22 protein-coding genes and 1 pseudogene are annotated in these 25,231 nt (G+C 68.6%); 10 read left to right on the top strand and 13 right to left on the bottom strand.

Annotation, left to right across the window (positions count from 1 at the left end):
* Positions 1 to 23: 23 nt before the first annotated feature.
* The 3 genes from ABH920_RS44545 to ABH920_RS44535 all read right to left on the bottom strand — a co-directional run bounded on the left by ABH920_RS44545 (position 24) and on the right by ABH920_RS44535 (position 4,236).
* Complete coding sequence (locus tag ABH920_RS44545; RefSeq protein WP_370355400.1) at positions 24 to 1,016, bottom strand: ABC transporter permease; 993 nt, start codon at positions 1,014 to 1,016, stop codon at positions 24 to 26.
* A 132-nt stretch (positions 1,017 to 1,148) separates the two neighbouring features.
* Positions 1,149 to 2,348 (bottom strand): serine hydrolase domain-containing protein, encoded by a 1,200-nt coding sequence (locus ABH920_RS44540; protein WP_370355399.1) that lies wholly within the window; start codon positions 2,346 to 2,348, stop codon positions 1,149 to 1,151.
* Between the two features lie 211 nt (positions 2,349 to 2,559).
* A complete protein-coding gene (locus ABH920_RS44535) occupies positions 2,560 to 4,236 on the bottom strand; it encodes a PucR family transcriptional regulator (protein ID WP_370355398.1) in 1,677 nt (558 codons plus the stop codon).
* A gap of 299 nt (positions 4,237 to 4,535) precedes the next feature.
* Between ABH920_RS44535 and ABH920_RS44530 the strand changes: the two genes are divergently transcribed.
* From ABH920_RS44530 to ABH920_RS44520, 3 genes are all read left to right on the top strand, one after another.
* On the top strand, positions 4,536 to 4,877 hold the full coding sequence (locus ABH920_RS44530) for a hypothetical protein (RefSeq protein ID WP_370355397.1): 342 nt from the start codon (positions 4,536 to 4,538) through the stop codon (positions 4,875 to 4,877).
* Position 4,878: 1 nt separating this feature from the next.
* Positions 4,879 to 5,931, top strand: coding sequence for a hypothetical protein (locus ABH920_RS44525; RefSeq protein ID WP_370355396.1), 1,053 nt, complete (start codon positions 4,879 to 4,881; stop codon positions 5,929 to 5,931).
* A 130-nt stretch (positions 5,932 to 6,061) separates the two neighbouring features.
* A complete protein-coding gene (locus ABH920_RS44520) occupies positions 6,062 to 7,513 on the top strand; it encodes a hypothetical protein (protein WP_370355395.1) in 1,452 nt (483 codons plus the stop codon).
* Here ABH920_RS44520 and ABH920_RS44515 read toward each other — a convergent pair.
* Positions 7,484 to 9,199, bottom strand: a complete 1,716-nt coding sequence (locus ABH920_RS44515) for an APC family permease (RefSeq protein WP_370355394.1) — start codon at positions 9,197 to 9,199, stop codon at positions 7,484 to 7,486. The two genes, ABH920_RS44520 and ABH920_RS44515, sit on opposite strands and share 30 nt — an antisense overlap.
* A 355-nt stretch (positions 9,200 to 9,554) precedes the next feature.
* On the opposite strand from ABH920_RS44515, the gene ABH920_RS44510 reads away from it, so the two are divergent.
* Together ABH920_RS44510 and ABH920_RS44505 are read left to right on the top strand one after the other, a co-directional pair.
* Positions 9,555 to 14,150: a putative adhesin gene (locus ABH920_RS44510; RefSeq protein WP_370355393.1), complete on the top strand. Its 4,596-nt coding sequence runs from the start codon at positions 9,555 to 9,557 to the stop codon at positions 14,148 to 14,150.
* Complete coding sequence (locus tag ABH920_RS44505) at positions 14,147 to 14,554, top strand: hypothetical protein (RefSeq protein ID WP_370355392.1); 408 nt, start codon at positions 14,147 to 14,149, stop codon at positions 14,552 to 14,554. Before ABH920_RS44510 ends, ABH920_RS44505 begins: the two co-directional genes overlap by 4 nt.
* 95 nt (positions 14,555 to 14,649) lie before the next feature.
* Here ABH920_RS44505 and ABH920_RS44500 read toward each other — a convergent pair whose 3' ends face one another.
* From ABH920_RS44500 to ABH920_RS44475, 6 genes are read right to left on the bottom strand one after another with little or no spacing between them, the layout of a single operon-like run.
* Positions 14,650 to 14,958, bottom strand: a complete 309-nt coding sequence (locus ABH920_RS44500) for a hypothetical protein (RefSeq protein WP_370355391.1) — start codon at positions 14,956 to 14,958, stop codon at positions 14,650 to 14,652.
* A 28-nt stretch (positions 14,959 to 14,986) separates the two neighbouring features.
* Positions 14,987 to 16,663, bottom strand: coding sequence for an ArnT family glycosyltransferase (locus ABH920_RS44495; protein WP_370355390.1), 1,677 nt, complete (start codon positions 16,661 to 16,663; stop codon positions 14,987 to 14,989).
* Positions 16,664 to 16,666: 3 nt separating this feature from the next.
* Positions 16,667 to 16,864, bottom strand: a complete 198-nt coding sequence (locus ABH920_RS44490) for a hypothetical protein (RefSeq protein ID WP_370355389.1) — start codon at positions 16,862 to 16,864, stop codon at positions 16,667 to 16,669.
* 27 nt (positions 16,865 to 16,891) lie between these two features.
* Positions 16,892 to 17,599, bottom strand: a complete 708-nt coding sequence (locus ABH920_RS44485; protein WP_370355388.1) for an alpha/beta fold hydrolase — start codon at positions 17,597 to 17,599, stop codon at positions 16,892 to 16,894.
* 5 nt (positions 17,600 to 17,604) lie between these two features.
* The gene (locus ABH920_RS44480) at positions 17,605 to 18,825 is read right to left on the bottom strand and encodes a CDP-alcohol phosphatidyltransferase family protein (protein ID WP_370355387.1); all 1,221 of its coding nucleotides are present in this window, start codon (positions 18,823 to 18,825) and stop codon (positions 17,605 to 17,607) included.
* Complete coding sequence (locus tag ABH920_RS44475; protein ID WP_370355386.1) at positions 18,822 to 19,505, bottom strand: glycosyltransferase family 2 protein; 684 nt, start codon at positions 19,503 to 19,505, stop codon at positions 18,822 to 18,824. Before ABH920_RS44475 ends, ABH920_RS44480 begins: the two co-directional genes overlap by 4 nt.
* Before the next feature lie 218 nt (positions 19,506 to 19,723).
* Between ABH920_RS44475 and ABH920_RS44470 the strand changes: the two genes are divergently transcribed.
* Entirely contained in the window at positions 19,724 to 20,818 is a 1,095-nt protein-coding gene (locus tag ABH920_RS44470; protein ID WP_370355385.1) for a helix-turn-helix domain-containing protein, read from the top strand.
* Between the two features lie 139 nt (positions 20,819 to 20,957).
* Here ABH920_RS44470 and ABH920_RS44465 read toward each other — a convergent pair whose 3' ends face one another.
* A complete protein-coding gene (locus ABH920_RS44465; RefSeq protein ID WP_370355384.1) occupies positions 20,958 to 21,380 on the bottom strand; it encodes a winged helix-turn-helix transcriptional regulator in 423 nt (140 codons plus the stop codon).
* Positions 21,381 to 21,532: 152 nt separating this feature from the next.
* On the opposite strand from ABH920_RS44465, the gene ABH920_RS44460 reads away from it, so the two are divergent.
* Positions 21,533 to 21,964: an SRPBCC family protein gene (locus tag ABH920_RS44460; protein WP_370355383.1), complete on the top strand. Its 432-nt coding sequence runs from the start codon at positions 21,533 to 21,535 to the stop codon at positions 21,962 to 21,964.
* Positions 21,965 to 22,040: 76 nt separating this feature from the next.
* On the opposite strand, the gene ABH920_RS44455 is transcribed toward ABH920_RS44460, so the two are convergent.
* Positions 22,041 to 22,676, bottom strand: coding sequence for a helix-turn-helix domain-containing protein (locus ABH920_RS44455; protein ID WP_370355381.1), 636 nt, complete (start codon positions 22,674 to 22,676; stop codon positions 22,041 to 22,043).
* Between ABH920_RS44455 and ABH920_RS44450 the strand changes: the two are divergent.
* From ABH920_RS44450 to ABH920_RS44440, 3 genes and pseudogenes are all read left to right on the top strand, one after another.
* Positions 22,606 to 23,115 (top strand): annotated as a pseudogene (locus ABH920_RS44450) (SDR family oxidoreductase); the annotation flags it as partial. The gene ABH920_RS44455 and the pseudogene ABH920_RS44450 overlap by 71 nt on opposite strands.
* 300 nt (positions 23,116 to 23,415) lie before the next feature.
* Positions 23,416 to 23,583 carry a hypothetical protein gene (locus ABH920_RS44445; protein WP_370355380.1) on the top strand — a complete coding sequence of 56 codons (168 nt, stop codon included), beginning with the start codon at positions 23,416 to 23,418 and terminating at the stop codon, positions 23,581 to 23,583.
* Between the two features lie 255 nt (positions 23,584 to 23,838).
* Positions 23,839 to 24,552 (top strand): hypothetical protein, encoded by a 714-nt coding sequence (locus ABH920_RS44440; protein ID WP_370355379.1) that lies wholly within the window; start codon positions 23,839 to 23,841, stop codon positions 24,550 to 24,552.
* A gap of 42 nt (positions 24,553 to 24,594) precedes the next feature.
* Here the strand turns inward: ABH920_RS44440 and ABH920_RS44435 are convergent, their stop codons facing one another.
* Positions 24,595 to 24,951, bottom strand: coding sequence for a hypothetical protein (locus tag ABH920_RS44435; protein WP_370355378.1), 357 nt, complete (start codon positions 24,949 to 24,951; stop codon positions 24,595 to 24,597).
* Between the last annotated feature and the right edge of the window lie 280 nt (positions 24,952 to 25,231).

The raw sequence follows: 25,231 nt of genomic DNA, 5'->3' as shown, positions 1-25,231 counted from the left end.
CTTCTGGTGCGGGTCCCGCCCGGTCAGCGGCCGGCCTTGGGATCGAAGGCGTCGCGCAGCCCGTCGCCGAGCAGGTTGAAGGCGAGCACGGTGAGGAAGATGGCCGAGCCGGGGACGATCAGGAACTCCGGGTCGACCTGGTACAGGGCGATCGCCTCGTTGACCATCTCGCCCCAGGACGGCATGGGCGAGCGGATGCCGACCCCGAGGTACGACAGGGACGCCTCGAACAGGATGTTCGACGGGATGAGCAGCGTCGCGTAGACCAGGATCGGCCCCGTCAGGTTGGGCAGGATCTCCCGGAGGATGATCCGTGCGGGCGTGGCGCCCTGGGCGCGCGCCGCGTCGATGAACTCGCGTTCGCGCAGCGCCAGGGTCTGCCCGCGCACGATGCGGCCGATGTACGGCCAGGAGAAGAACCCGATGATGACGATCAGCACCACGATCCGCAGCACGTTGCCGGTCAGCCCGAAGGACGAGTAGCCGAGCACCCCGGACAGCGAGATCGCGAACAGGAACAGCGGGAACGCGAGCATCACGTCCATGGTCCGGCTGATCACCGAGTCGACCAGGCCGCCGAAGTAGCCGGCGACCATCCCGAGGCCGGCCCCGATCGCGATGGCGATCACGGTGGCCAGTCCGGCGATGCCGAGCGAGGTCCGGGCGCCGTAGACGGCCCGGGCGAACAGGTCGCGGCCGGTCGGGACGTCCACGCCGAGAAGGTGCCGGGCGCTCATCCCGCCGAAGCCGCCGCTGGGGATCTGCAGGTTCGGGTCGATCAGGTTCGTGTGCGTGGTGTACGGATCGTTGCCGGTGAGCGAGCACAGTTGGGGCGCGAAGACCGCGGTCAGGACGAGCAGGACCACGGTCACCCCGCCGGCCATCGCGACCTTGTCCTTCTTCAGCCGGGCCAGGGCGATCCGGCCCGGGGAGCGGCCCTCGATAGCCCGGCCGGGCGGCGGCGGGGCTTCCGGCTCGGCGGCCGACGCCGAGCCCGGTTCCAGAATCGTGGTCATCGTGTCGCTTCCTCAGAGCTGTCCGGTCCGGCGGTCCTCCTTGTCAGGCGCGGCCCCGCCGGACTGGCGGCCTGCGAGGTTCGATGCGCCGACCGGCCCGTGGTCCAGGCGTTGGGCGCGGAGCACGGGCCTTCAGCCCAGGAGCTGCGCCCCGTGGACGAGGTCCGTCGTGATCGCGGCGCGGAAGTCGGTCACCAGCGACCCGTCGCCCTCGTCGGTGTTGATCAGCACGGCGACGGCGTGGTTCTGGTCCTCGGTCAGGACCACCATGTTGGCGAAGCCGATGTCGGAGCCGGAGTGGCCGACGTACGGGTGTCCGGACACGACCTCCTGGACCCAGCCGAGCCCCTGGTAGGGCACGATCTTCGGGCTGACCTGGGGGCGCAGCATTTCGGCGACGTCGGCCGGGGACAGGATCGGGGGCGTGCCGATCGCCCCGCCGATCATCGCGCGCAGGCTGGTCGCCAGGTCTGCCACCGAGCAGCGCAGGGCGCCGGCGGGGACGTCCGGATAGCTCATCTGGGGCAGTGCGGCCAGCGCGCCGTTCTTGTACTCGTACGGCACGGCCAGTACGCCCGGCGCGAACTCCCGCAGGTACCAGTGTGCGTCCGTGATGCCGAGCGGCTCCAACACGTTCGCCTGTGTGTAGGCGGCGAAGTCCTGTCCGCTGACGCACTCCACGATGTAGCCGACCAGGGCCATGCCGACGTCGGAGTAGCTGAAATACGTGCCCGGCTTGTGCTTGGGGAGATACGACTTCTTCGGTGAGTAGTGCTTGCCGCCCGGTACGAGGTAGGCGCGCAGGAAGTCCGACAGGCTCTGCGTCGGGTCCCCGACGGTGTCGAAGCCCACGTAGTTGTCGTCGGAGACGCTGGAGGTGTGGGTGACCAACTGGTGCGGGGTGATCGGCAGGTCCGGGTAGGCGGGGTTGCGCACCGGGAAGTCGATGAAGCTGTTGACGTCGGCGTGCCGGTCCAGGCCGCAGCGGTCGAACAGCTGGACCAGGGCCGAGGCGGTGAACAGCTTGCTGACCGACGCCAGGTGCATGGGGGTGGCCGGGGTGAGCGTGCGGTTCGCGGCGATGTCGGCGTAGCCGAAGGCCGCCGCGTAGGGGGTCGGGGCGTTCTTGGACACGATCGCGACTTCGACGCCGGCGACGTGGGCGGCGGCCAGCCGGGCCGGCACGCTCGCCTCGAAATCGTGCAGCCACTGGTCGAAGGTCTGCTTCTGACTCGTTGCCGCGAAGGCTGCGGAGCCCTGGGCGATGGATCCCTGGGCGACCACGAGACCGGCCAGTCCCGCTTTGAGTACCGAACGTCGAGTCGAGATCATGATGCGTCATCCGTCTCTGGCGGTCGTTTCCGCCGATTGATTCCGGGGTGCGGGGGACTCGTTCCAGTCGCGACCCGGCGCGTTCACCGGGACACACCCGCCTGGTTCACGGATCGGTGTGCCGAGGGTATGTCCGCCGGTCGGGCTGAAGCTTCGTCCGGGCGGATAAGGCCGCGTGACGGAATCTGTAGAGCAGGACGAAGATCGTCGACTACGCGTCAGGGTCGCCGGGGGTCGCCGGCGAACCAGAGGGCTGCAACCGAAGGTGCAGCATGGCCGCGAAGCGGGCGTCGGCGTCGCCCAGGTCGATCTCGCCGATCTCGGCGACGCGGCGCAGCCGGTACCGGAAGGTGTTGGGATGGACGTACTGCGTCGCGGAGGCGGCGTTCACGTCGCCGAACGCCTCCAGCCACGCCCGCAGCGTGGCGACCAGGCGGGTGCGGTGCCGCGAGTCGTAGTCGGTCAGGCGCGCGACCGGGCCGCCGAGCACGTCGCCGCGCTCGGTGATCGTCTCGGCCAGCTCCGCCAGCAGCGCCTGGAGCTGGACGTCGCCGATCGAGGCCACGCAGGCCTCGCCGCCGTCCCGTTTCCGCAACACGTTCAGGGCCCGGTGCGCCCCGGCGCGCGACCGGGACAGTTCGCTGTGGCCGGTGCCGGCCTCGCCGATGCCGACGATGAGGCCGTGCCGGATCCCGATGCGCCGCAGGAACTCCTGCGCCACCGCGGCGACGCGCTGCGCGCCGTCGGCGCTCTGCTGCGGCACCGGCACGATGGCGTACACCACGTCGCCGACGACGGCCGCGGCCGAGCGCGGATGGACGGCGGTCAGGTGCACCGCGAACGCGTCGGCCACGCGCTGGCGCTCGGCGACCAGGTCCGCGCGCCGCACGGCGGACGGCTCCCCGGGAGCGCCGATGACGTCCAGCGCCACGACCACGGCGGCCCGCTCGGCCAGCCCGAGGCGCGCGACGGCCTGCGCCGCGCCCGGCCCGGACTCCAGCGCGGTGGCGACCAGGTCGGCGTGCAGCCGCCGCCCGACGTCGGCCCCGGCGCGCAGCCGCATCATGTGCAGGGCGACGAGCTTGGCCGCGTCGCGGAGCGCCTGCGCGCGCTCGGCCGACAGCGGCGCCCGCACCGCGGCCCAGATCGTGCCCAGGATCTCGTCGCCGGCCCGCACCACCAGCGCGGCCCTGGGCATCTCGCCGTGGGCGATCAGGTCCGGCAGCGGATCGACGAAGACCGGCTCCTCGCTGCGGTACAGAGCCTGGTAGACACCGCGCTCTTCAAGGATGCGCGTGTACTGCTCCGGAACCTGCCGGCCCAGGATGGTCGCCACGCGCGAGGTGTCGGCCTCGTCCTGGCGGCCGGAGAACGCCAGCACCCGGTTGCCGCGGTCCTCGATGGTGATCGGCGCGTCCAGCAACGCCGCGATCGCGTTCGCGAGGGCGAACAGATCACCCGCCGGCGTCCCGAACATCGTCGGCGTGCCCACCTCGCCGACGTCACCCTCTGCGATCAGCGATCTGACCATGGCCGCCAGCTGCGCCCACGTCGCTCCCGGCGTCAGCGCCAGCACGGTGACGCCCGACCGCGAGGACGCGGCCTCGATGACCGGATCGGCGACGACAGGCGCCCGTACCACCAAAGCGGCCGCGCCGGACATGACGGGATCGCTGAGCAACGCGGAGATCGACTCCGCCCCCCGCACCCCCACGCCGAGGACCAGCGCGTCCAGGCACGGCACCTGCTCCTCCAGCGGATCGTAGATGACGACCCCGCCGACCTGCGCCTCCGAGCGCGCATCACCGCACACCACTTCAAGCAGGGTGCTCCCCAGGTCCTCGAGGACCCGGCCCAGGCTGGCGCGGAGATGCGCGTTCGTCGCCATCGCATGCCTTCCGCATCCACGGGGCGCGGCCGCACTCACGCCTGGGCCCCTCGCCGTTCATGGCATCCTGACGGTGCCGAGTCTTCGTTGGCAAGGATCTTGAGCTTCCTCCGCGTCCGCATCCGCCGCCAGGCGGCCCGGCCCATCGGCCGGATTCGGCGCGGGCACCCCGCGCCGCGGTCGGCCGGAACTTTGGCGGAAATCGACCATCGCCCCGCGCGGGCGTTCCCGCCCCGGTCATGCTGGGGCCTTCATGACGGGCTGATGCCCACGAGTGATCGGGAACGGAGCCTAAGAGCATGACGGCGTATCGACTCGTCGCCCGGGTCGGCGACGGCGGCCTCGAGTGGACGGACCAGCTGCTCGAGGACCTCGGCGCGGCCACGGGACTCCCGTGGCGGCGAGACCGCGAGCGCGAGAAGCGGGAAACCGGCCCCTCGATGGGCGCCGTCGGGGAGATCATCCTCACCGCGGCGGTGACGGCGGTCGCCGACGACGCGTTCAAAGCCCTGTTGGAGCAGTGCAGGACGGTGCTGGACGTCGCCAGGAAGCGCTGGCACGAGCCGCCGGCGGCCACCCTCGACGTGGAGTCGACGGGGGAAGACGAAGCAGCCGCCGGCGACGTCGGGACGGAGGGCTAGCTTGCCCTCCCGCGCCGTCATCATCGGGGCGTCGGAGTTCCAGCAGGGACCTGAGGCGCTGGCATCCCACGACAGTTTCGGCGAGAGCGTCAGGAAGTACTTCGAGATCCTCGACTCGCTGGCCCCTTTTCAGGGGAACTGCACTGTGATTCCGCCAGAAGGCGGGCGCGTCGACCAGGTGTCGGTCGAAGTAGCCATCAAAGCCGCGGCGGAAGAGGCGAAGGGGGCGGACGAGACGCTTCTCGTGGTCTATGTGGGCCACGGACGTGCGTGGCCTGACATCCATGACAACCTCGTCCATCTGGCGATGTACGGATCCCGGGAGGACATGGCGTCGGGCTGGCTGGAGTACTCCGCGATCCGCAGGGCGATGTACCCCAAGCAGGACGGTCTTCGGATCTTCATCGCCGACTGCTGCTACTCGAATCTCCTGCCGTCGATGGGATCTGGTGACGACACCTATCCGGAGCGCACGTTCGCCCTCATGGAACGCGACCAGGGGACGGCGATCTTCACGGCCCTCGATCCGAACCGGAAGAAGGTCATAGCGAACCCGCTGAGCTGCGGGCGTATCGACCCCGATTTCAAAGACTGCACGCACTTCAGCGGCCATCTCCTCCAAGTGCTCAGTCGAGGCAGCAGGTTCGCGGGCGACATGCTCTCGCTCGGGGACGTCCGGGACGAGATCCGGATCGCCATGCGCGACTGCCACTTCAGTCCGCTGGCCGGACTCATCCTGCGCGGGCCGGCCGACAGCACCCCCTTCGTGGAGAACTGCCTCTCCCCCGACATCCCGCGAGAGCTGCCCAAACGGACCAGCCGGGAAGACTGGGTGACCGCGCTGAGGTCCGGCCGCAGCTGGCCGATCGAGACGTTGATGGCGGATCCGCACATAGCGGCGAAGGTGAGCCTGGCTCTGTGGGACAGTCCGGAGGGTCGGGCGAACGCCAAGCGCATCGACGAGGAAGCCATCAAGCTCTACGCGGATCACCTGGACGACTACCTGATCTACTGGAATGTCAGAGACGGGCTTGAGCGTGGCCGACGACAGTGATCTGAGCAGGGACTCGGCCGACATCGACGCCGTCTTGAAAGATCGCGACCTGACACAGACGAAGCGATTCATCGAAGCCGCCCGGAACGGGACTCCGGCCAATCCCGCGCGAGCTCTCAAGCTCCTGCGGGTGATAGCCACGAAGCGGCCCGTTGAGGGCCTCTTCGCCGACGCGTCTGGATTCGGGACGAAGGACCGGACGTACATCCTGGCCGTGGCCGCCTTGGAGAGGGACGTCGACCAGGCCGCCGCGATCCTGCTCAGCGGCCGGGACCAGGATGCGGACGAAGTGGTCGCGGGCACGTTCGCCAGACAGCGGCTGACCTCCGACATCGCCCAGCTGATCGGTTCCATCAGGCCGTACGACTGGCAGACCGAGGAGGACCAGAAGAACGCGACCTCGCTCATCGAGACCATCCTCTCGGAGTTCGCTCGCGGTACCCACGAGTTCGCCGACGGGGGGCGGCAGACCTTCGACATCGCGCTGGTCTACGTGCATCTGATCGGCGCGGGGTGCGACGCCGAAGCGGACAAGCTGTTGACGAAGGTGTTCGTGGAGCCCTGGCGCGCCGGCCTCGCGGTCGAGCTGGACGAGGAGTTCGACCACTACGTGCCGGGCAACGACGTCGTCGGCGACTGGGCGGGCAAACGGCTCAGCCCTTCCGCGGTGCAGGTGATGGCCGAACTGCTGACGACCGCACGGCCGTCCCGCCGCCGGCAGGCACGGATCGACGACATCGTGGACAACTGGCGGCCGAAGTCGGCGGTGAAGCTCTGCGACGAACTCGAAAAGCGCGGTCAGGCGCGTGACGCGGCGATGATTCGGGAGCGCGTCGTCTCACGCCCGGATCTCGGGCAGGTCGCCGAAGCCGTCGCGGTCTGGTGGGGCCGGCTGCCCGGCGCCCGCAGTCGCGAACTCCTGCTCGACGCGGCCGTCCAGGGCCGTGGCGGGCCGCGTTCCGTCGTGGAGATCAGGTCGCTCGCCGAGCGTCTGGAAAACGACGAGCTCCTGCCGAAGGCGGCCGGCGACAAGCTGCGCAAGCACGCGTTGGTGGACGGATGTGCCGGCGACGACCTCACGGAGCTCCTGTTCAGCATCGCTGCGAAGCAAAGGCCGGACGCTGCTGAGAAGTTCGCCCGACGGATGGCGGTCGCCGCAAAGGATCGCCAGGTGAAGACGCGGTCTGTCGTGTGCTACATCAGAAGTCTCCGTCAGGCGAGGTCCCAGAAGGGAAGCCAGACAGCCGCGAATCTCATGATCAACGAGCTCGTGGGGGACGCGCGCATGGCGCGGGTCGTCGCACCGGTCGGGGCTGTGCTGTTGCGCGACGAGGCGACGGAGAAGGACGGCAGGTCCATCCTGCAGCGCTACCTCAACCGGCACAACGCGATCTCGGACAAGGACGTCGTGTCCGTGTTCCGCTTCTTGGCGGTCATGGGCATGCTCGACGCCGAATTCGTCCAGGGCCTGGCCGGCGCCACCGTCGGACGCTGGCCGGCGACGCGGCGCAGGGAGGCGGCATTCGCTTTGCGCGACGCGGGCATGCTCGACCTAGCCCGCGAGGTTCTTCCCCGGCTGTAGGGGCACTTTCCGGCCGCTCGGAAGAATCTCCCGTTCCTGGTACCTGGCCGAGTAGTGCCGGAGCAATGCCAACGCCGTGATTCCGACCAGTGCGGCGAGGATGCTTCCCACCTGCGCGCTGACGACGGGATGGTGAGATGATGACATTCCCAGCCGGCTCAGGAGCAGAATGGATGCCAAATAGAGCGCCAGTACGAGCAATCCCGGACGGGCGGATTTCTGGGTCCAAGGGTTGTCGGCCTCATAGAGCTGGAAGCGCTCGATATATCTGGACAGCCGCGGAAGCACCAGGAGCAACAGGGTCGCGGCGGTAAGCAGCAGCGCTGCCCGCCACATCACAGTCCACCCCGCCCAGAAGAGCACTTCCGTCACCCCCACGAACCCGAACCAGGCAGCCGACTGCGTGCCCCACCCGACCCGGAAATAGCCCGGCTTCTCCGGATCCGGGTAGTCGCGGTGGAACTTGGCGAACGCGAGCAACGACGCAGCCGGCATCGCATAGACGAAGAGCGTCAAGATGCTGCTAGCGGTGACCATGGTCACCCAGTCGCCGCCGAAAAACGCCAGCTCCAGCCACCCGATGCCCAGGTTCAGGGCCAGGATCGGCCAGTGCCTCCTCGGACCCCGCGGCCACAAGCGCGGTTCCACGGTGGCCAGCCGCGTATCGGTCAGGCCTTCCCGGCTCATGGCCTCGACCTCCTCCGACAACAGCAGCGCGAACAAGACTCCCGCTCCCGCCGGGGACACGATCGAGTCGATCCTGACCAGGATGGCGACCGCGGTTCCGGTGATCGCGATGCCGGCGGCGAACTTCGTGTACGGCGACTCCAGATTGACGAACGAGCGGCCGGTGTGCCCCAGATAGACGACCTGAAGCAGGGTGTAGAGGAGAGTCGTGGCGACGAGTGTGCCGATCACCGCGATCTTCAGCCTGGCCGCTTCGCTGAAGCGTCCGTCGTCCTTCACCTCGCCCGCGAAGTCCAATGGGCCCTGAAAGCCTATGTAGGCATAGATGACGCCGCCGCTTGTCAGGGCACTCACAATGGCGCGGATCACGCTGTGGCCCTGTGCCACCGAATGCTGTGCGACTCCGTGGGCGTCGAAGCCGGACGCGAACAGCAGGACGATGACCGAGACGGGGACGAACACCTTGAAGGCTGTCAGCCACACCGTCGAGGTCCGTATCACTCGGAAACCCAGCAAGGTGACACCGACGATGGGGATCATCAGTACGCCGGAGAGGAACAGACCCGCCGTCGTCGGCCCCGGGTGCACGGGGTCGTAGTCGTAGAGCGACTTGTTTCCCATCGCCTGAACCACGGCGGCCGCCTCAGTAGCGGGATTCAGCGCGTAGAACACCCACAGCGCGGCCGCGACGGCGATGGTCATCAAGGGACCACTGCTCTTGAGCGGCCAGAAGACCAACCCCCCGTTCTCCGCCCGATGCCGGCCCAGCTCCACCATGACCACGCCGATGGCGGTCATCAAGACGCCGCCGAGCAGCCACGACACCCAGGCCCACTGACCCGCTGTCTGGGTCGCGTGGTACGCGCCCAGCATCCACCCCGAGCCGATCATCCCGCCGGCGGCCAGCGCGATCAGCGCCACCAGACCCATGCGGTCGGGATCACGCGCGGCGTCAGAAGCCTTTCGCGCGGATGCCTTCGCCTTTTGGTCAGTGGTCATTCGTTGATATCCCCAATGCTCGCCGTCCTCCCGGAATGATCGGAGCGCCAGGGTACTGGAGCACTCGAAGGCCGGATGGACGATGGCTGAAACCCGCCAGACCGGCGCCGTATGCCGGTCGTAGTAGTAGGTCGTAGCGGATCGCTGTTGAATGCACGGGATTCGACGAGCGGTCGCGACTTTATGCAATCTTTGCATTTGTTGCTTCGCGCGCGAAGTCCTTCCAAGAACTGCTCCGGGCCGTCCCGGTGGTGATGTACCCCGGGTCCGGGACCGCCGACCGGCCGGTAGGCTTGGCGACCGTCGCGGTCAGCCGCATCGATGATGAGTGCCTTGACATGGGGGGTTCGGGGGAATGGCACGTCCAACGGGGTGGGACATTCTGGGGCTGGATGGGGATCCGACTCCGGGTGTGGTGGAGTCGGTGCAGGCGTTGGCGAAGCAGTTCGGGGACTTCGCGCACGACGTGGAGGCGGCGTACCGGAGTCTGAACAGCTTCGGTTCCGACGCGACTGCGATGCAGTGGGTGGGTCAGACCGCTGATGCCTTCAAGGACCAGTTCGGTCCGCTGCCGGGGCGGCTGCAGAAGCTTTATACGTCCTACAGCGAAGCCTCCGACGCGTTGAACGCCTACGCACCGCTGCTACAGGCGGCGCAGTCCAAGGCTGACAGTGCCCTGCGTCAGGCCCAGGACGCCAACGCCGACCTGCAACGCGCCACCACCACCGCCAACACCGCTGCCGCCGATCTGAAGACCGCGCAGCAGAACCACGCCGCCAGCCCCAACCCGCAAGCCGTCACCGACGCCCAAACCGCGCACAACACCGCCCAGACCAACCTGACCAACGCCAAGGCCCATATGGCCGCGCTGACGGCCCAGGCGAACCAAGCGCACGACGACCGCATCACCGCCGCCAAAGCCTGCGCCGGCGCGATCGGCCACGCACAGTCTGACGGCATCCACAACAAACACTGGTGGGAGCACGTCGGCGCGGCCCTGGCCGACATCGGCGGCGAGATCGCGGACATCGCCGGCGAGATCGCACCGATCCTGGACATCCTCGCCCTGGCCACCTCCTGGATCCCCGGTGTGGACGTGGTCACCGCCGCGCTGGCAGAGGCCGACAACCTCGTCGCGCTGGCCGGCTCGGTGATGCAGATGGCCGGCGACGCGATGCAGGGCCACTGGGGCGACGCGCTCCTGGACGCCGGCATGCTCGCCGGGGCCTACCTCGGCGGCAAGGCGCTGGAGAAGTTCGGCGGCCCGATGCTGGAGAAGCTGGCCGCCCGCGGCAACAAGGACGCGGTGGGCGCGGCCGACCCGGTCGACGTCGTCTCGGGCCGGATGATCACCGCCGAGACCGACCTGAGCCTGCCCGGAACGCTGCCGCTGGTGCTGCGCCGCTCCTACTCCTCCGGGTACCTCACCGGGCACTCGTTCGGACCGGGCTGGTCGTCCACCCTGGACATCCGGGTCGCCGTGGCCGCCGACGGGATCCGGTTCGCCGGCGACGACGCGCAGATACTGCGCTACCCGCTGCCGACCGGGGACGAGCCGGTGCTGCCCGCCGACGGCGCGCGCTGGGAGCTGACCTGGGACCGCGGCGCGGACGAGATCCGGGTCGCGGATCGGACGTCGGGGCTGACCCACCATTTCGCGGTCGTCCACGTCACCGGCGAGAACGGGCATATACGCAGCCTGACAGCGGTCACCGACCGCCACGGCAACCGGATCGACGTCGACCGCGACGCGGCCGGCGTCCCGACCGACGTCCGGCACTGCGGCGGGTACCACGTCCGGGTCCAGACCGAGACGACCGGTTCGGGTCCGCGTATCAAGGCCCTGTGGATGGTCACGGGCACGTCGGCCGGAGCGGCCGAAGCGGCCGAACTGGTGGCCGGGTACCGGTACGACGAGCAGGGCCGGCTCACGGCCGTCCTGGACCCGGCCGACGTGCCCTACCGCTACGAGCACGACGAGAACGACCACATCCGGGCCTGGATCAACCGTTCCGGATACCGCTACGAGTACGAATACGACGAAGCCGGCCGCGTCATCCGCGGCACCGGGGCCGGCGGCTATCTGTCCGCCGATTTCGTCTACGACGAAGAGCCGCGGACCACCACCGTCATCGACTCCCTCGGCGCGCGCACCACCTTCCACTACGACGAGAGCGGCCACCTGAGCCGGACCACGGACCCGCTGGGCAACGTGGCCTCCATCGAGAACGACGCCTTCGGCCGGATGCTGAGCTACACCGATCCGCTCGGCGCGGTCACCCGCCTGGTCCGCGACGCCGCGGGGAACGTGGTGCGGATGGAGCTCGCCGACGGTGCGGCCTTCACCACCGAGTACGACCAGCGGGGCCGGCCGGTCCGGGTGCTGGAACCGGACGGCGCCGAATGGCTCCAGCACTACGACGAGCGCGGGAACCTGGTCCGGGTCCGCGACCCGCTGGGCGTCGTGACCAGCTACGGCTTCGACGAGACCGGGGCGCTCCGCTCGGTCACCGACGCCCTGGGCCACACCGTCGGCTACGACGTGGACACGGCCGGCGTCACGGTGGCCGTGACCGACGCCCTGGGCTCGTCCTGGCGCGCCACCCGCGACGCCTTCGGCCGGCTGGTCGAGGTCGTCGATCCCACCGGCGCGCGGACCGAGACCGGCTGGGACCCGGTCGCGCGGCGGCCGGCCTGGCAGCGGTTCCCCGACGGCAGCGCCGAGCGGTGGGAATGGGACGCGGACGGGGAACTGCTGAGCCACCAGGACGCGGCCGGCGGCCTCACCCGCTACGAACCAGGGCCCTTCCACACCGTCCGGGCCCGCGTCGAGGCCGACGGCACCCGCTACGAGTTCGCCCACGACAGCCAGACCCGGCTCACCACGGTGTCCCGTCCCGGCCGCCGGCCCTGGTCGTACTCCTACGACCCGGCGGGCCGACTGGTCTCCGAGACCGACTTCAACGGGCGGATCCTCCAGTACGAACACGACGCCGCGAACCAGCTCCTGCGCCGGCGCAACGGCGTGGGCCAGATCGTCGAGCTGAGCCGGGACCGGATGGGCCGGGTGGTGCGGCAGCACGACGAGGCCGGCAACCGCGTGGAGTACGGCTACGACGCCGCGGGCCGGTTGGCACGTGCCGAGAACGCGCACAGCAAAGTGGAGTTCATCCGCGACGGACTGGGCCGCGCGGTGTCCCAGATCCTCGACGGCGCGGTCCTGGCCACCGCGTTCGACGCTGTCGGCCGGCGCACCGAGCGCACGACGCCGTCCGGACACCGGGTCCAGTGGCGCTACGACGCCGCGGGCCGTCCGTTGACGTTGCAGCGCGACGGCGCGGCACCGATCGCGTTCGGGTTCGACGCGGCCGGCAGGGAGACATCGCGCCGGCTGAGCCCGGCGGCCACGGTGGCCATGTCCTATGACGAGCGGGGGCGCTTGGCCGCGCAGCGGCTTTTCGCGGACGGTGGGCGCGGCTCCGGCGCTGGTTCTGGTACGGGCACCGGCACCGGCCATCCGGCGGCCCCGGTGCTGGAGCGGGCGTGGACGTATCGCGCCGACGGCGTGCCGACCTCCGTCGTCGACTCGATGACCGGCGAGAAGCGCTTCGCGCTGGACCGGATGGGCCGGGTCACCGCCGTCCACGCCGCGACCTGGACCGAGACGTACGCCTACGACGGCGACGGACGGCTGGCGCACGCCGCGGACAGCCGGGACCGCGACAGCCCGGACCGCGGCAGCTCGGATCGCGGCGACGGCCACGGTTCGCAGGACGCGGTCGCCGGCGAGCGCGTCTACGCCGGGACCCTGCTGAGCCGCGCGGGACGAACCCGCTACGAGTACGACGAGCAGGGTCGGCGTGTGAAGGCCGTGCGAAAGCTGCTCTCCGGCGGCAGCAAGGTCTGGACGTACTCGTACGACGCGTTCGACCGGCTCGTCGAGACGGTGACGCCCAGCGGCGAGCACTGGCGCAACGTCTACGACCCCCTCGGGCGCCGGATCGCCAAGCAACTGGTGGTCGGCGACGAGGTCGTCCGGCAGACGCGCTTCGTCTGGGACCAGAGCCGGCTGGCCGAAACCCTGCAGATCGGGACGGACGCAGCCGCCAGCACCGTCACCACCTGGGAGTACGGCCCGGGCAGCTTCACACCGCTCATCCAGGACCAGGTCCGCCGGGCCCCCGAGGCCCCGCAGGAGGAGATCGACGCCCGGTTCTTCGCGATCATCGCCGACCTGGTCGGCACCCCGACCGAACTCGTGGCGCAGGACGGCAGCGTCCCCTGGCGCGGCGGCGACGGACGGCGCGCCGGAACCGCGTTCGGCGGCGGTACCCCCGACACGGACTGCCCCATCGGCTTCCCGGGCCAGTACCACGACGAGGAAACCGGCCTCGACTACAACTACCACCGCTTCTACGACCCCGAGACCGGCCGCTACCTCACCGCGGACCCGCTGGGCCTGGCCCCGGCCCCGGACCCGCACGGCTACGTCCCCAACCCCCTCATCGGCGCCGACCCGCTCGGCCTGGACGCCCTGGACCTGCGCGGCAAGGGCGACCCGCGCCCCGGCCGCGACCGGCCGTGGAGCATCACCCCGGGCGGACGCCCCGACGGCGGCCAGGTCGTGGCCGGCCACGGCTGGTACAACACCCCCGACGGCTTCACGACCGTGCCGGACGGCACCTACCTGCACTTCTACGTCCAACACGGCGAGAAACTCGACGACTCGGTCGGAACCAAGATCGAACGCGGCGCCCGCGACGTCATGCCGGTCCAGACCTACGGCCCGGGCGAACGAATACCGAACTACATCATCGGCCCGCCCGACGAACTGAAGATCATGAGCGGCTCGACCACTGTCGACCAGCCCAAACTCCTGTCGGAGCTGTTCGACGAAGGTAAGATCAAGGGAGTCTGCCACATGGCAGTGTGCCGAGAGGTGGCGCTGTGACCTACTACGCCGACCTGAGCGCGTACGACTACACCGAACTCGAAGACGACGGCGAACCACACCTGAACATCGGCTGGCTAGCCGCCCCGCACCCGTTCCCCACGGGCCCACTCAAGGACGAGGCCATCGAACGACTGGCCATCCTGCGTGCGAACCCGGTCAACCAGTTCCGAGGCTCACACCCCTGCGACTTCTGCGTCGCCGAGTTCAGAGAACAGGGCCTGATCTCAGGTCCCGCCCTGTTCACGGCGCTCAGAGACGCCGGTGCGCTGGGCAACGGGGAGATCGTCATCGAGGGTCCGCGCGGGTGGTACCACGCGCCGGTGCTGATCACGCACTACGTCGAGCGGCACGGGTATCTGCCGCCGGCGGATTTCGTCGACGCTGTGATGACTGCTTCTTAGTAGGCAGATGGGCGGCGAGCCCACGCCGCTCGCCGCTGCCGTACCCCGTCGAGGCTGAGCCCGTGCGCGAGCGTGTTCCGGTTGATCGGTGGGGTCTACATCGATCCCGTGGCGATGAGCCGAACGCCGTCGATGAGGGTGACCAGAGCGACCACGGCGAATACGCCGCAGCCCACTCGATTCCACGTCACCACGAATGCCTGGCGCTCCGGGTCGGACGAGCGTCCGCGCCATGGCATTCGGCCGGCGAACCCGCGGAAGTTGGCGGCGACCGCGACACAGAACAGCAGCGCGATCACGCTGATCGCCAGGACGATGGCACCGGTTCCTCGACCGTGCAACTGTGTGGCCTTCCCAGCTTCGTAAATAGGCGACACCGACGCCCTCCCTTGATCGACCTGCATCGTAGCCGCGAGCGGGGTCCCGGATGGTCTAGTGACAGACCGTCTCAGCCGTCCGGTACACGTACAGCGACTGCTGGGGGCCCATGAACCCGAAGCGGCGGTATTCGGGAGTCGCGTCGAGAGTCCAGCCGGCCTGCCGCTGCGGACTCGAGGCGACGACGTAGCACGGGTGATCGTGTCCAAGTCCCGCGCTCTTCACGTATATGCCGGGTTCGGCGTTCGGGTCCATCGCCTTCATCCCGTCCGGCGAGTACCAGGCCGTCCAGTCGAGGCCGGCGTCGACGTGCTCGGCGGAGGCCTGCCGGCCGGCGACGATCGACTGCGCGGCGTGCCAGGTAGCCGCGTCGAAGGTCAGCGCGTTGGCCGTGAGCAAGCCGGTAACGCTGGCCACGAGCGCGCCGACGAGCGCGGCGAGCGGGATACGGGGCCGAGCGACCGGCTCGCTGCGATCGAGCGCGATCGCCAGGAGCGGCACGGCGAGCGGGAGCAGGTAGCGGTCGAAGAGGATCCAGTGCTCGGCGAGTTCGAGCATGATGGAGCCCGCAGTCAGCACCGCGAATACGAGCACTTCTTTACGGAGCGCACGGACGCGCGAGAGCACCAAGCCGATGAGCAGCGCACTGGACAGACAGCCGAGCGGCAGCAGCAGGTCCCAGATCGGCCGGGGGAAGAGGTCCGGGCGCGAGCCGAGGAACGCCGGGCTGTAGGCACCGTTGAGCTGCAGGTAGTTCTGCGGGAGGGCGACCGTGCCCCGGTAGACCTCGTAGGCGAACCAGACGAATGCGACGACCGAGACCCCCTGCACCGGCCGCGACCAGGCCCACGGCCGCGCCGTCAACACCACCACAGGGCTCAGGACGAGCGCGAGGTAGAGCCAGCCGCCGGCAGCAGTGAAGAGCACGTAGTGCCAGCCGGGAAACCGCGCGAGGGTCACCACCGGCGGCTCGGCGTTGGGCACGGTACGGCGCCAATGCTCGAAGGCCAGCGCCCCGACCGCCATCGTCACACCGAAGCCGAGCAACCAAGCCAGCTTGGCAGGCCGCAGCAGATCCCGCTTCCAGAGCGCCGCCACGTACACACCGACGATGGCCGCGATGGCCTGCTCGCGAATGGTGAAGCCCCAGAACCCCGCCACCGACGCGGCCAGGAAGAGCGGAACAGACGCCCGATCGAGCGCCCGCCGCCCGATGGCGAGCGTCACCGTCACGGCCGCCAGCGCCGGAATGTCCGTCATGAACGACGAGGACAGCAACCCGAAGCCGGGCCAGCACACCAGCACGAGGACGCCAACCGCAGCACGCCGGCGCCCCCCGACCGCACGCAGGATGTCGAAGACGGCCCCGAGCGCGACGACCGCGAGGACGCCGACATAAGCGTCCTGCACCAGGATCCAGCGCCCCGCCTTCCACAGAGGTATGAACAGGCCGACCAACGCCATCGAGTTCCAGTTGAACAGATGGACGCGCCCGGTCCGCGCAAAGATCTCAATAGCGCGGCTGAAGCACCAACTGTCGTTGTGCGGTATGGACAAGCTGCCGGTCCACGCCGAGACGACAAAGGGAAAGACGACCCCGATCGCCGCCGCCACCCCGAGAAGGATCAGCGTCGACCGCTCCCAGCCGACGCGCAGCACACCTGTCTCCGAACCCGACTGCGTGTCCTCGTCCAAGACGGCGACAGCAGTGGTCCCCCGACGTTGGAACACGCCTCAGCCTCCCACGGGACCCGAGTTGGGCACCATCGGGGGTGCTGTGGCTTGCAGGGGGCAGATCGTGGTCTCGCCGACGGTCAGAGCCGCCGGCTCGGACGGCGTGGCCACCCGAGCGAGCGCGGTCACCCACCCCTCGACCGCGAGGCGGGCCAGCATCGGATAGAGCGTGCCGCTGGACAGCTTCGCCACCTTCATCAAGTCGTAGCCCCGGTTGGGTCGAGTTCAGAGCAGCGCAGACTGCGCAACGATCGCGCACCCGGTTGCGAACGTTGAGAGATAGGCCCCTGCCGCATGCAGTGCCAGTCCGTTGCGGACCGGGTAGTCCTCAACCTGATGACCGTCCCCGAACAGCGGCTTCAGCCGTTTGCGGACGACGAAGGGGTCCTTGCGGTCGTAGAGGTTGATCCAGCGTTGGAGGCCGGGCGGCCACGGATAGCGATGCTGGTCGTTCGGCATTAGTGAGGGCCGCAACAGGTATCTGTGATATCCGAGGGGCGAACCAAGGGTGATCAGGGTGTGGACGTTGTGATGGGGCAGGAGTGCGAGCGCCTCATAGGCGGTGGCCGCGCCGAGGGAGTGACCGACGATGATGTGGGTGTCGGGGCCTATCTGGGTGGCGATGCGCTCACGGACACGATGGCGGACGTCGAGGTTTGCCACGTAGGCGTGGACTTCGGACAGGAAACGGACCATCCGTGCCGTGCCACACGGTGAAGGAGAAGACGTCGGGCTCGTGGTGGGTGTCGCCGGCGCGGACGTCTCAAGCAGGTCGGCATAGGTGACGCAGACCAGGTCCTCGACATAGGCCGGCGAACCACCGGCCTGCTCGACACCACGCATCAGAGCCGCTTGCCACTTGACCTGAATCACCTGCGGCGGTTCCTTGCGAGGGTCGTTGCCGGTCCCGCACACCCCCAGCAGTCTGGCCATGGCGGCTACCCCGTCCGCCGCGTGCGGAATCGGACGGCGTGGTGCGCGAAGTGCACCGCGTTCCAGACGTTCAGATACATCGTCGCCAGTGCCAAGTCGTCGCTGTGCACGAAGACGCACAGCAGCACCGTCGCCGAAGCCACCGGGCTCCAGGTGTTGCGCGGCAGTTCGGTGCGGCTCGCCCAACACACCCCGGCGGTGAGCGCGATCGCCGCGATCCTCATCACCGCGACTCCGGCGACGTCGACCGCAAGCCGGTGGACGCAGACCAACGCGACGATCGCCGCAGTGGTGGCGGTCTTGTCCAGCGCGACGTCGAGAACCGTCCCGAACGCCGTGACCTGGCCGAACGCGCGCGCGATGTAGCCGTCCGCCACGTCGAGCAACCCGAAGACCACCATCCAGACCGCGGCGGCCGCCATGTTCCCATCGACCAGGGCGCTGATGCCGGCGACCGCGGGGATGACGCGCAGGCCGGTCACGAGGTTGGGGACGGTGAGCTTTCGGGCGGTGGTATTCCCGCTGCGCTCCAACTTCATCTCGTAGTTCCGGCGCAGCCGCGTGGGCAGCGCTGTTGCCATGTCTTCCCAGGAGAGGACGTGGAAGCGCTCGGCGTGCAACGTGTTGAACCAGAGGTCCCCGGTCAGGAGCGCCGCGATCAATACCTCGACGCTGACGGACACCGGGCCGTCTCCGGCAAAGGGCCGGCAGGCGGCCAGAACGGCCGCGAGCGGGACCACGTTCGGGATGACGAGCCGGTCCGGGAAGCGTCCCAGGATGGAACCGCTCGGAACGAGCATCTGCGCGCCGACCACGACAGCCAGGTAGAACAGGAGCCCTGAAGTCATTCGGTGGCTTGCCCCGACACCGATCAGCACGGCCAAGCAGAAGGCCCGGTCGGCGACGAGCGTCGATCGGCTTGGTGTCGTTCGGCTTGGTGTCGTTCGGCTTGCTGTCAGTCCGCTTGGGGACGGCAACGCGGAGCCTCGCGAGCTCTTCGCCACGGTTTCCGCGACCCGGGCGACGACGAACGCGCCGATGATCACCGCAGTCGGAGTGAGGGTCCGCATGGCCTCCGCGGCCATGACTGGAACAGCCAGCAGCGTGCGGAATCCGGCCAGCGAGATTGGCAGAGTCCTGATGATGCTCGGAGCGGGGATCCGCGTCGCGGCCTTCACGCCTGCCACCACCTCAACCAGCGGCAGGTCGTCCTCATGGCCGCTCATGGTGTTCTCCGGGCTCCGGCCAGCTGTGCGTATGCGGCCGTGATCTCGACGATCATCCCCGCCCGGGAGGTCAGCCCGCCGGCCACCCCTCGCTTCCGTTCCTTGATCACCTGCTTCACCCGAGGAAGGATCATCGGCCGCACCCGCAACCCCGCGCGTCGCGCCGTGACGTTCAGCGCGGCTTCGATCCGGAATCCGCGCCGGTACCCCTCGGGCACCGAGTCCCACAGTTCGCGGGTCAGGACCCGTTCGCCGCCGAGCTTGGCGAAGACCCCTCGCAGGATCGGGATTCGGAAGCGCAGCAGCCACCGCAGTCCGACCGTCATGTCGGCCTGGCCATGGACCACCGGCGCCACCAGGTTCGCGACGATCTCCGGTCTCAGCCCGAGGAGGTCCGCGTCAGCGAAGCACAGCACGCGTCCTCGCGCGTGCCGGACTCCGCGTTCCAGCGACTGTCCCTTCCCGAGCCGCTCGGCGTTGCGCAGGAGGGTCGCCGCGGCCGGGACGAGGGCGGGAGTGCCATCGGTCGAGCCGTCGTCGACGACGATCACCTCGTCCACCAAGGCACAGTCAACGAGCGCTTGGACGACGTCCCGGATGGTCGCGGCCTCGTTGTACGCGGCCACGACGGCCGAGACGTGCACGACCTGCACGACCTGCACGGACCTCGATCCGGCCACGGAGGGGTTGTCTGAAAGAGACGAACTCGAATTCCCACCGAGGCGTGCCATATCGGGCCGAGAAAGCCGTCCGACAGCGGACGTGCAAATCGTCACAGGGGCAACCGATGCCCGGGCATTCATTGTCATCACCTTTTGATCGCAGAGCCAGTTTCACGGAACCGGTCGGCTGATCGCCGATCCCGGCGCTGACGGTGGCGTCATGCTGTTGTTGCGTTATGGCAACAAAGCTGTCAGCGAGACAATGGCCGCACAATTGTTTCGCAGGAAGTTGGCAAGAGTCCGTAAAATCCACACCGACCACCCGGGCGATCATTCTCCAGGCCTGGACAGACCCCCTCCCCGATCCGGATAATCTGCGGCAAGATCTGGAAAACAGGCAGTGGGGCAATATCATGGGGCGATCAGAGCAACCCCTCGAACGAGACGGCTCGCCCTCCCGCGAGTTCGGCTTCTGGCTGCGCGACCTGCGAAACACGTCCGGCCTCACGTACAACCAGCTCGCCCGGCGCTCCCGATACTCCATCAGCACTCTTCAAGAGGCCGCATCAGGCCGGCGCCTGCCCACCCTCAGCGTCGTCGCCGCGTTTGTCGTCGCATGTGATGGCGACGAAGCAAGTTGGCGTTCATATTGGGCTCAGCTCAAGCGTCTCGAAGACTACGCCCCGTCGGCCATTCAGCCGCAGGACGTCCTGCCACCATGGATCCGCTTCGCGCCGAACGCCGATCCCGACACCGCGTCGGTTCTGGTCGCCGACGACTGGTACCTCGAATCCCTTGAAGTCGCCCTGTCCCTCGACGGGGCAGTGCCTGAAACGGTCGAACACCGGATTGCAGTCGCGGTCAAAGACGGCGTGCGGGAACTCGTGACCTCCATAAGCGTTCCTCGCATCACGCACGACCAGCTTTCTCCGCACGGGCTGGAAGCCGAACTGCTTCACGGCGGCGTGTTGACGCAACAACAACATCCCCACGAGAGCTACTTCCGCTACGTGATCCTGCTACCGCGCCCACTCCGTGTCGGCGAGCGGCATCGTTACACGATGCGGCTTCGTGTTCCGCCCGGCCAGCCAATGGCACCCCGCTATGTACAGGTACCGCATCGCAGGAGTGACCACTTCAAACTCACGGTGCGGTTTGACAGCAGCCGCCTGCCGCGAATCGTCTGGAGGATGGCAGGCGTCCCGACAGCTGTGCTCACGGATCGCGACCCGAACAGCGAACGGTTGACGCCGGATCGGTTCGGCGAGGTCAGCGCCGAGTTCCACGCCCTTCGACTTGGCCGTGCGTATGGCGTGTCGTGGCGTCAATAGCCCGTTCCATGGCGCGGCCGGGTTCGGGGTCGGTTCGGCGCTCCTCGCTTCGGCGCTCATGCCGCCTCCTCGATCCGACAGGCGCCGAGAAGGCGTTCGCTAGCGGTTGGTAGCGTCTCAGAGCTCGTATGCAGTGCTGTCAGCGCGTACAGCGCCGTGCCCGCCACTGGACCTTCTCTGCTTCAGATTGCGCTCCCTGAGCCGGGATGGCGGTGGCCACTGCCCAGTCCACCAGCGGCAGAAGCAGGTCGACCGCCGCGCATCCGAGGTCGGTCAGGCTGTAGTCGACCCGGGGCGGGACCACCGCGTGGGCCTTGCGAGCGACCAGGCCGTCGGCCTCGAGGGTGCGCAGGGTCTGGGCCAGCATCTTCTCGGTCACACCGGTAAGGAGGCGGCGGATCTCGCCCCAGCGCATCGTGCCGTCGGAGAGTGCGACGAGGGTGAGGACGCCCCAGCGGCTGGTCACGCGCTCCAGCAGGCCTCTGGCGGGGCAGTTCGGATCGACGACGCCGGTGAGTCTGCTTTCGGTGACTAAGGGCTCTACCTCGATGCTTCCCTTCACGCCAGTACCGTATTTCAGAGTGCGTACCAGTCAGGGGGAAAGTTTGGCCGGCGCTGCCTGTTGACCGATGTGAACCTCCCAGGAAGGGAGCGCTCCATGTCGATCGCGCCAAGGAAGGAACGCTCGTGTTCTCGAACAGACAGAGTTATGACGTGACGGTGAGATCGAAGGCCCCTGCATCCGTCATCTGGGCGCTACTGCTGGACGCGGCCAGCTGGCCGGTCTGGTCCCTCGTCGACAGCCTGGAGCGCGAACGATCCGTCGGCCTCGACCCGGAGGGGCGGGACGGCGTCGGTGCGGTTCGGGCGTTCCGGACCGGGCGAATGGTCACCGGGGAGCGCCTGACGGCGGTGGACCCGCAGCGGCGCCTGGCATACGAGGACGCGTTCAATCCCATGATGCGCGACTACCAGGCCGCGATCGAGATCGAGCCGGCCCCCGACGGAGGCACGTCCATCCACTGGCACGGCGTCTACTCGACCCGCTGGGGTCTCGGCCGGTACATGGGGCCCTACCTGCAGCGGTACATGCAGAAGATGGCCGACGGTCTCGCGGCCCATGCCGAAACGCTCGCCACGCCGTGACGGCGCCGGGGCGGTCCGGGGCGCGGCCGGGGCGGTCCGGCTCCCGGGCGGGACCGAGCCAGGGCGGAACGGAGCGTCAAAGTTCCGCCCCGAGAAGCGACCGCGCCACAGCCCGCGCCGCGTCGTGCCGCTGAGTCCGCCGTCCACTCAGCTCTCGGGGGCGGACGACGGCCATGACCACGGCCGCGACGGCGAGCCGACCGCGCATCCGGCCTTCGGGGGTGTCGTCGGTGGCGAGCACTTCGGTCAGTTCGGTCAGCTTGCGCTGGAGCGTCCGCGCAGCCGGGAGACCGCGCAGAGCGTGTTCGGTAACGTGCGCACACACCAGCGTCGCGCCGTGCTCGCCGCGGGCGAGGGCGTCGAATCGGTCAACGACCTGCTGGTGGGTCAACCCGCCGGGTGAAACGCTGGCGCCGTCGATGAGCTCGTCGAGCGCGGGGAGCAGTTCCTCGTAGGACTCGGTAAGCAGCTCCTCCTTGCTGGCGAAGTGGTGCAGCAAGGCCTGGCGCGTGACGCCCGCGCGCCCCGCGATCTGGGTCAGCGAGGTCAGCTCGTAGCCCTGTTGGGTGAACAGCTCCAGCGCGATCGCACGGAGGCGTCGACGGGTATCGGTGCGTCGCCGATCAACGTGCTCCTGCATAGGCGCCGGCAGCGCCGCGTCGAGCGTGCTGCCCCGGCCGATGCCGACGTGGCAGTCCGACCTGGAGGTCAACCTCCTGTCCGCGGTCCGGCTGGACCAGGAACTGGTTCCGGGCATGGTGGAACGCGGGTCGGGAGTCGTGGTGCACGTGTCTTCCATCGCCCGCCACCTGGCCCGCCACCTGGCCCGGCCCGGGCAGGTCGCGTACGCGGCGGCGAAGGCAGCACTCAACTACTACAGCCGCGCGCTAGCCGCGGAGGTCGGCCCGGCGGGCGTGCGGGTAGTGTGCGTCCTTCCCGGATTCATCGCCACAGAGGGCGCCCTCGCGGACAGTCTGGGAGTGACGCTGGAGCAGGCGCAATGCGAATCGCGGCATCCTTGAACCTCCCGATGAACCGGCCCAACAGTCCCGAGGACGCAGCCGAACTGCTCGCGTTCCTGGTCTCCGAACGAGCGAGCTGGCTCACCGGCTCAGTATCGAGTCGACGGAGGCATTCTCGCCGAGGTCTAGCCCGCAGCACCGCGCGCCTCGGCAAAGGTTTCCTAGCCTAATGATGCCGGCCAGAGTCAGCACCGACTACTACGTCCGGCTCGAACAGGGCCGTGACCAGCATCCGTCGCGTCAGGTGCTCGACGCGCTCGCCGAGGCGCTGCTCCTGAACGACGAGGCCGCCGCCTACCTGCACAGCCTGGCCGATTCCGGTACCTCGCGACGCTCGTCGCGGACCGCGCGCACGCAGTACGCGGCACCCAGCCTGGTCTCGCTCCTGGACGCCTGGCCCGACACCCGGCGCTGGTCTACGGACGCCACATGGATCTGCTGGCGGCCAACGCTCTCGGCGAGGCGCTGTTCAGCTGGCTCGGCCGGGAGACCAACCTGCTTCGCGCGATCTTCCTGGATCCGCAGGCGCGCGTGTTCTACCGGGACTGGGCCAGGATCAGCGAGGGATGCGTCGCGGCACTGCGCGCCGAGAACTGAGCTGCGGTATGTGATCAGGTGTTGCCCTCTGCGGCGCGTTGTTGGGCAATCGAGGCATCCATATTCGAGCTGATGTGACCGCTGTGGGAGACGGTGCCCTCGATCCGTTCGCAGTCTGGCCGCCAGGGGCGAAGAAGCGCGGCTTTGGCGTGGTCGTGGTGCAGGAGAGTCGATCCGGCATTGCCCGGATCCGTTGCACCCGCGATCGATTAGCCAGCATGATGAGCACGACAACCGGTTCAGAGAAGAAGCCACATGCACCTGTTGGACGACCTCGACGGTCTATCCTCCCGAGCACAGACCCTGCTTCGGCGTACAGGATGGCGCGTGCCGCCCGAACCCGATCTTCAGACTCAGATCGAGCACGTCCGACTGATTGGCGACGAGTTCGTCACTGCTCCTCCGATGCTTATCATCCGGCGCGAGGGATTCGCGCTCCGATACGGAGGCCTGCGTTACACCGTCCGGCGCTTTCTTGTCCTCGACGGACAGCGCCACGAGATGGCCCGCGAATGGAACTACGATCTCGGCGGGTACGCCTGGGCGGACAAACCCGGCGACTGGTACTTCGACTGGTTCGGAGAACGCGTGTCCAGCCCGATCCGCCACCTCGTGCACACCGATGGCCGCGTCGGGGCCGAGGACGGAAGCAGCGACTTCCTGGAGATCGCCCCGTCGCTGCCGACGCTCATCGAGTCCCACGCGCTCATGGACGAGCTCGCGCAGTGGGACTTGTGCCTCTGGAACGTCGACATCGATCAATTGGGTGACGTTGGCGCTGAGCTTGTCGACGTCCCCGAGGCGTCAGGACCAACCGTTCGTTGGAGGATCTCGCCGACCCTTGCGGTCCAGGAGTTCCAGTCGTGGACGCACCAGCAACCGCGGCCATGGCGAGCGGTCGCCTGGACCCGCGGCGGCAGGGCAAATCGATTACTCGAAGCACAGGCCAGCGCATCGGGCCGACGGTAGTCGATCCGACGGCGGGCCGCGGCGCGCCTCCGCTGCTCTGGATCAGCTCCAGATCCAGACCGCAGCCTCGTCGGGCTTGGCGAATGGCACCATCGCCCATCCTGGCGGCCAGCCCGACCCGTAACCCTCATCTGGATAGGCTCCGAGCTCGCGGGGGATGCGCCACTTCCACCACTTCGTCTCGTCCTCGTGGTTCGGCCACGGGATGGTCGCCGCGATGAATTGCGCGTCCGCGCGCTTCAGCTGAGCCTGTCCCACATCGCGAACCTGCGCGGGGAGCCGCGACCAAACGGGTGCCAACACTCCACGGCACCAGGTCTCGTTGGAGAACTCCGGCACGGTGGAGATGCACTCCTCCTCGGCCAGCGACAACCATCTGCGGAGGAGCGAGTCGAGCATGCAGCGCTGGCCGCCGGCCCACTTGCTTACTCCGCCCCGGCGAGGAGCCGGTCCACGGACGCCTCGGCCCCTGGTCTGAAACACGCGCTTCCCATGGCGAACTGATCCGACATGCCCGCCTCCCGCGATCGTTCCCTGTGCAAGATCGCATGCAATCTACTGCTGACATATGCAGAGTCCAGCCGTACTAGGCCGTGTCTGAGAAGTGGTTCATAGCCAGCCGTTGATGGCTGCGATGGTGACGGTGGCCTGGTAACGGCAGGCGAGCTTGTCGTACCGG

The sequence above is a fragment of the Catenulispora sp. EB89 genome, assembly GCF_041261445.1.
Classification (GTDB): domain Bacteria; phylum Actinomycetota; class Actinomycetes; order Streptomycetales; family Catenulisporaceae; genus Catenulispora.
This window is presented reverse-complemented; position numbering and strand designations above follow the sequence as displayed.

What these genes read in the sequence shown, in the direction of transcription:
- ABH920_RS44435 (WP_370355378.1), bottom strand. Translation starts at nt 24,951, where the DNA reads ATGCTCGACTCGCTCCTCCGCAGATGGTTGTCGCTGGCCGAGGAGGAG.
- ABH920_RS44535 (WP_370355398.1), bottom strand. Translation starts at nt 4,236, where the DNA reads ATGGCGACGAACGCGCATCTCCGCGCCAGCCTGGGCCGGGTCCTCGAG.
- ABH920_RS44545 (WP_370355400.1), bottom strand. Translation starts at nt 1,016, where the DNA reads ATGACCACGATTCTGGAACCGGGCTCGGCGTCGGCCGCCGAGCCGGAA.
- ABH920_RS44510 (WP_370355393.1), top strand. Translation starts at nt 9,555, where the DNA reads ATGGCACGTCCAACGGGGTGGGACATTCTGGGGCTGGATGGGGATCCG.
- ABH920_RS44480 (WP_370355387.1), bottom strand. Translation starts at nt 18,825, where the DNA reads ATGAGCGGCCATGAGGACGACCTGCCGCTGGTTGAGGTGGTGGCAGGC.
- ABH920_RS44490 (WP_370355389.1), bottom strand. Translation starts at nt 16,864, where the DNA reads ATGAAGGTGGCGAAGCTGTCCAGCGGCACGCTCTATCCGATGCTGGCC.
- ABH920_RS44540 (WP_370355399.1), bottom strand. Translation starts at nt 2,348, where the DNA reads ATGATCTCGACTCGACGTTCGGTACTCAAAGCGGGACTGGCCGGTCTC.
- ABH920_RS44530 (WP_370355397.1), top strand. Translation starts at nt 4,536, where the DNA reads ATGACGGCGTATCGACTCGTCGCCCGGGTCGGCGACGGCGGCCTCGAG.
- ABH920_RS44485 (WP_370355388.1), bottom strand. Translation starts at nt 17,599, where the DNA reads ATGGCCAGACTGCTGGGGGTGTGCGGGACCGGCAACGACCCTCGCAAG.
- ABH920_RS44470 (WP_370355385.1), top strand. Translation starts at nt 19,724, where the DNA reads ATGGCAACAAAGCTGTCAGCGAGACAATGGCCGCACAATTGTTTCGCA.
- ABH920_RS44445 (WP_370355380.1), top strand. Translation starts at nt 23,416, where the DNA reads ATGGATCTGCTGGCGGCCAACGCTCTCGGCGAGGCGCTGTTCAGCTGG.
- ABH920_RS44515 (WP_370355394.1), bottom strand. Translation starts at nt 9,199, where the DNA reads ATGACCACTGACCAAAAGGCGAAGGCATCCGCGCGAAAGGCTTCTGAC.
- ABH920_RS44440 (WP_370355379.1), top strand. Translation starts at nt 23,839, where the DNA reads ATGCACCTGTTGGACGACCTCGACGGTCTATCCTCCCGAGCACAGACC.
- ABH920_RS44500 (WP_370355391.1), bottom strand. Translation starts at nt 14,958, where the DNA reads ATGCAGGTCGATCAAGGGAGGGCGTCGGTGTCGCCTATTTACGAAGCT.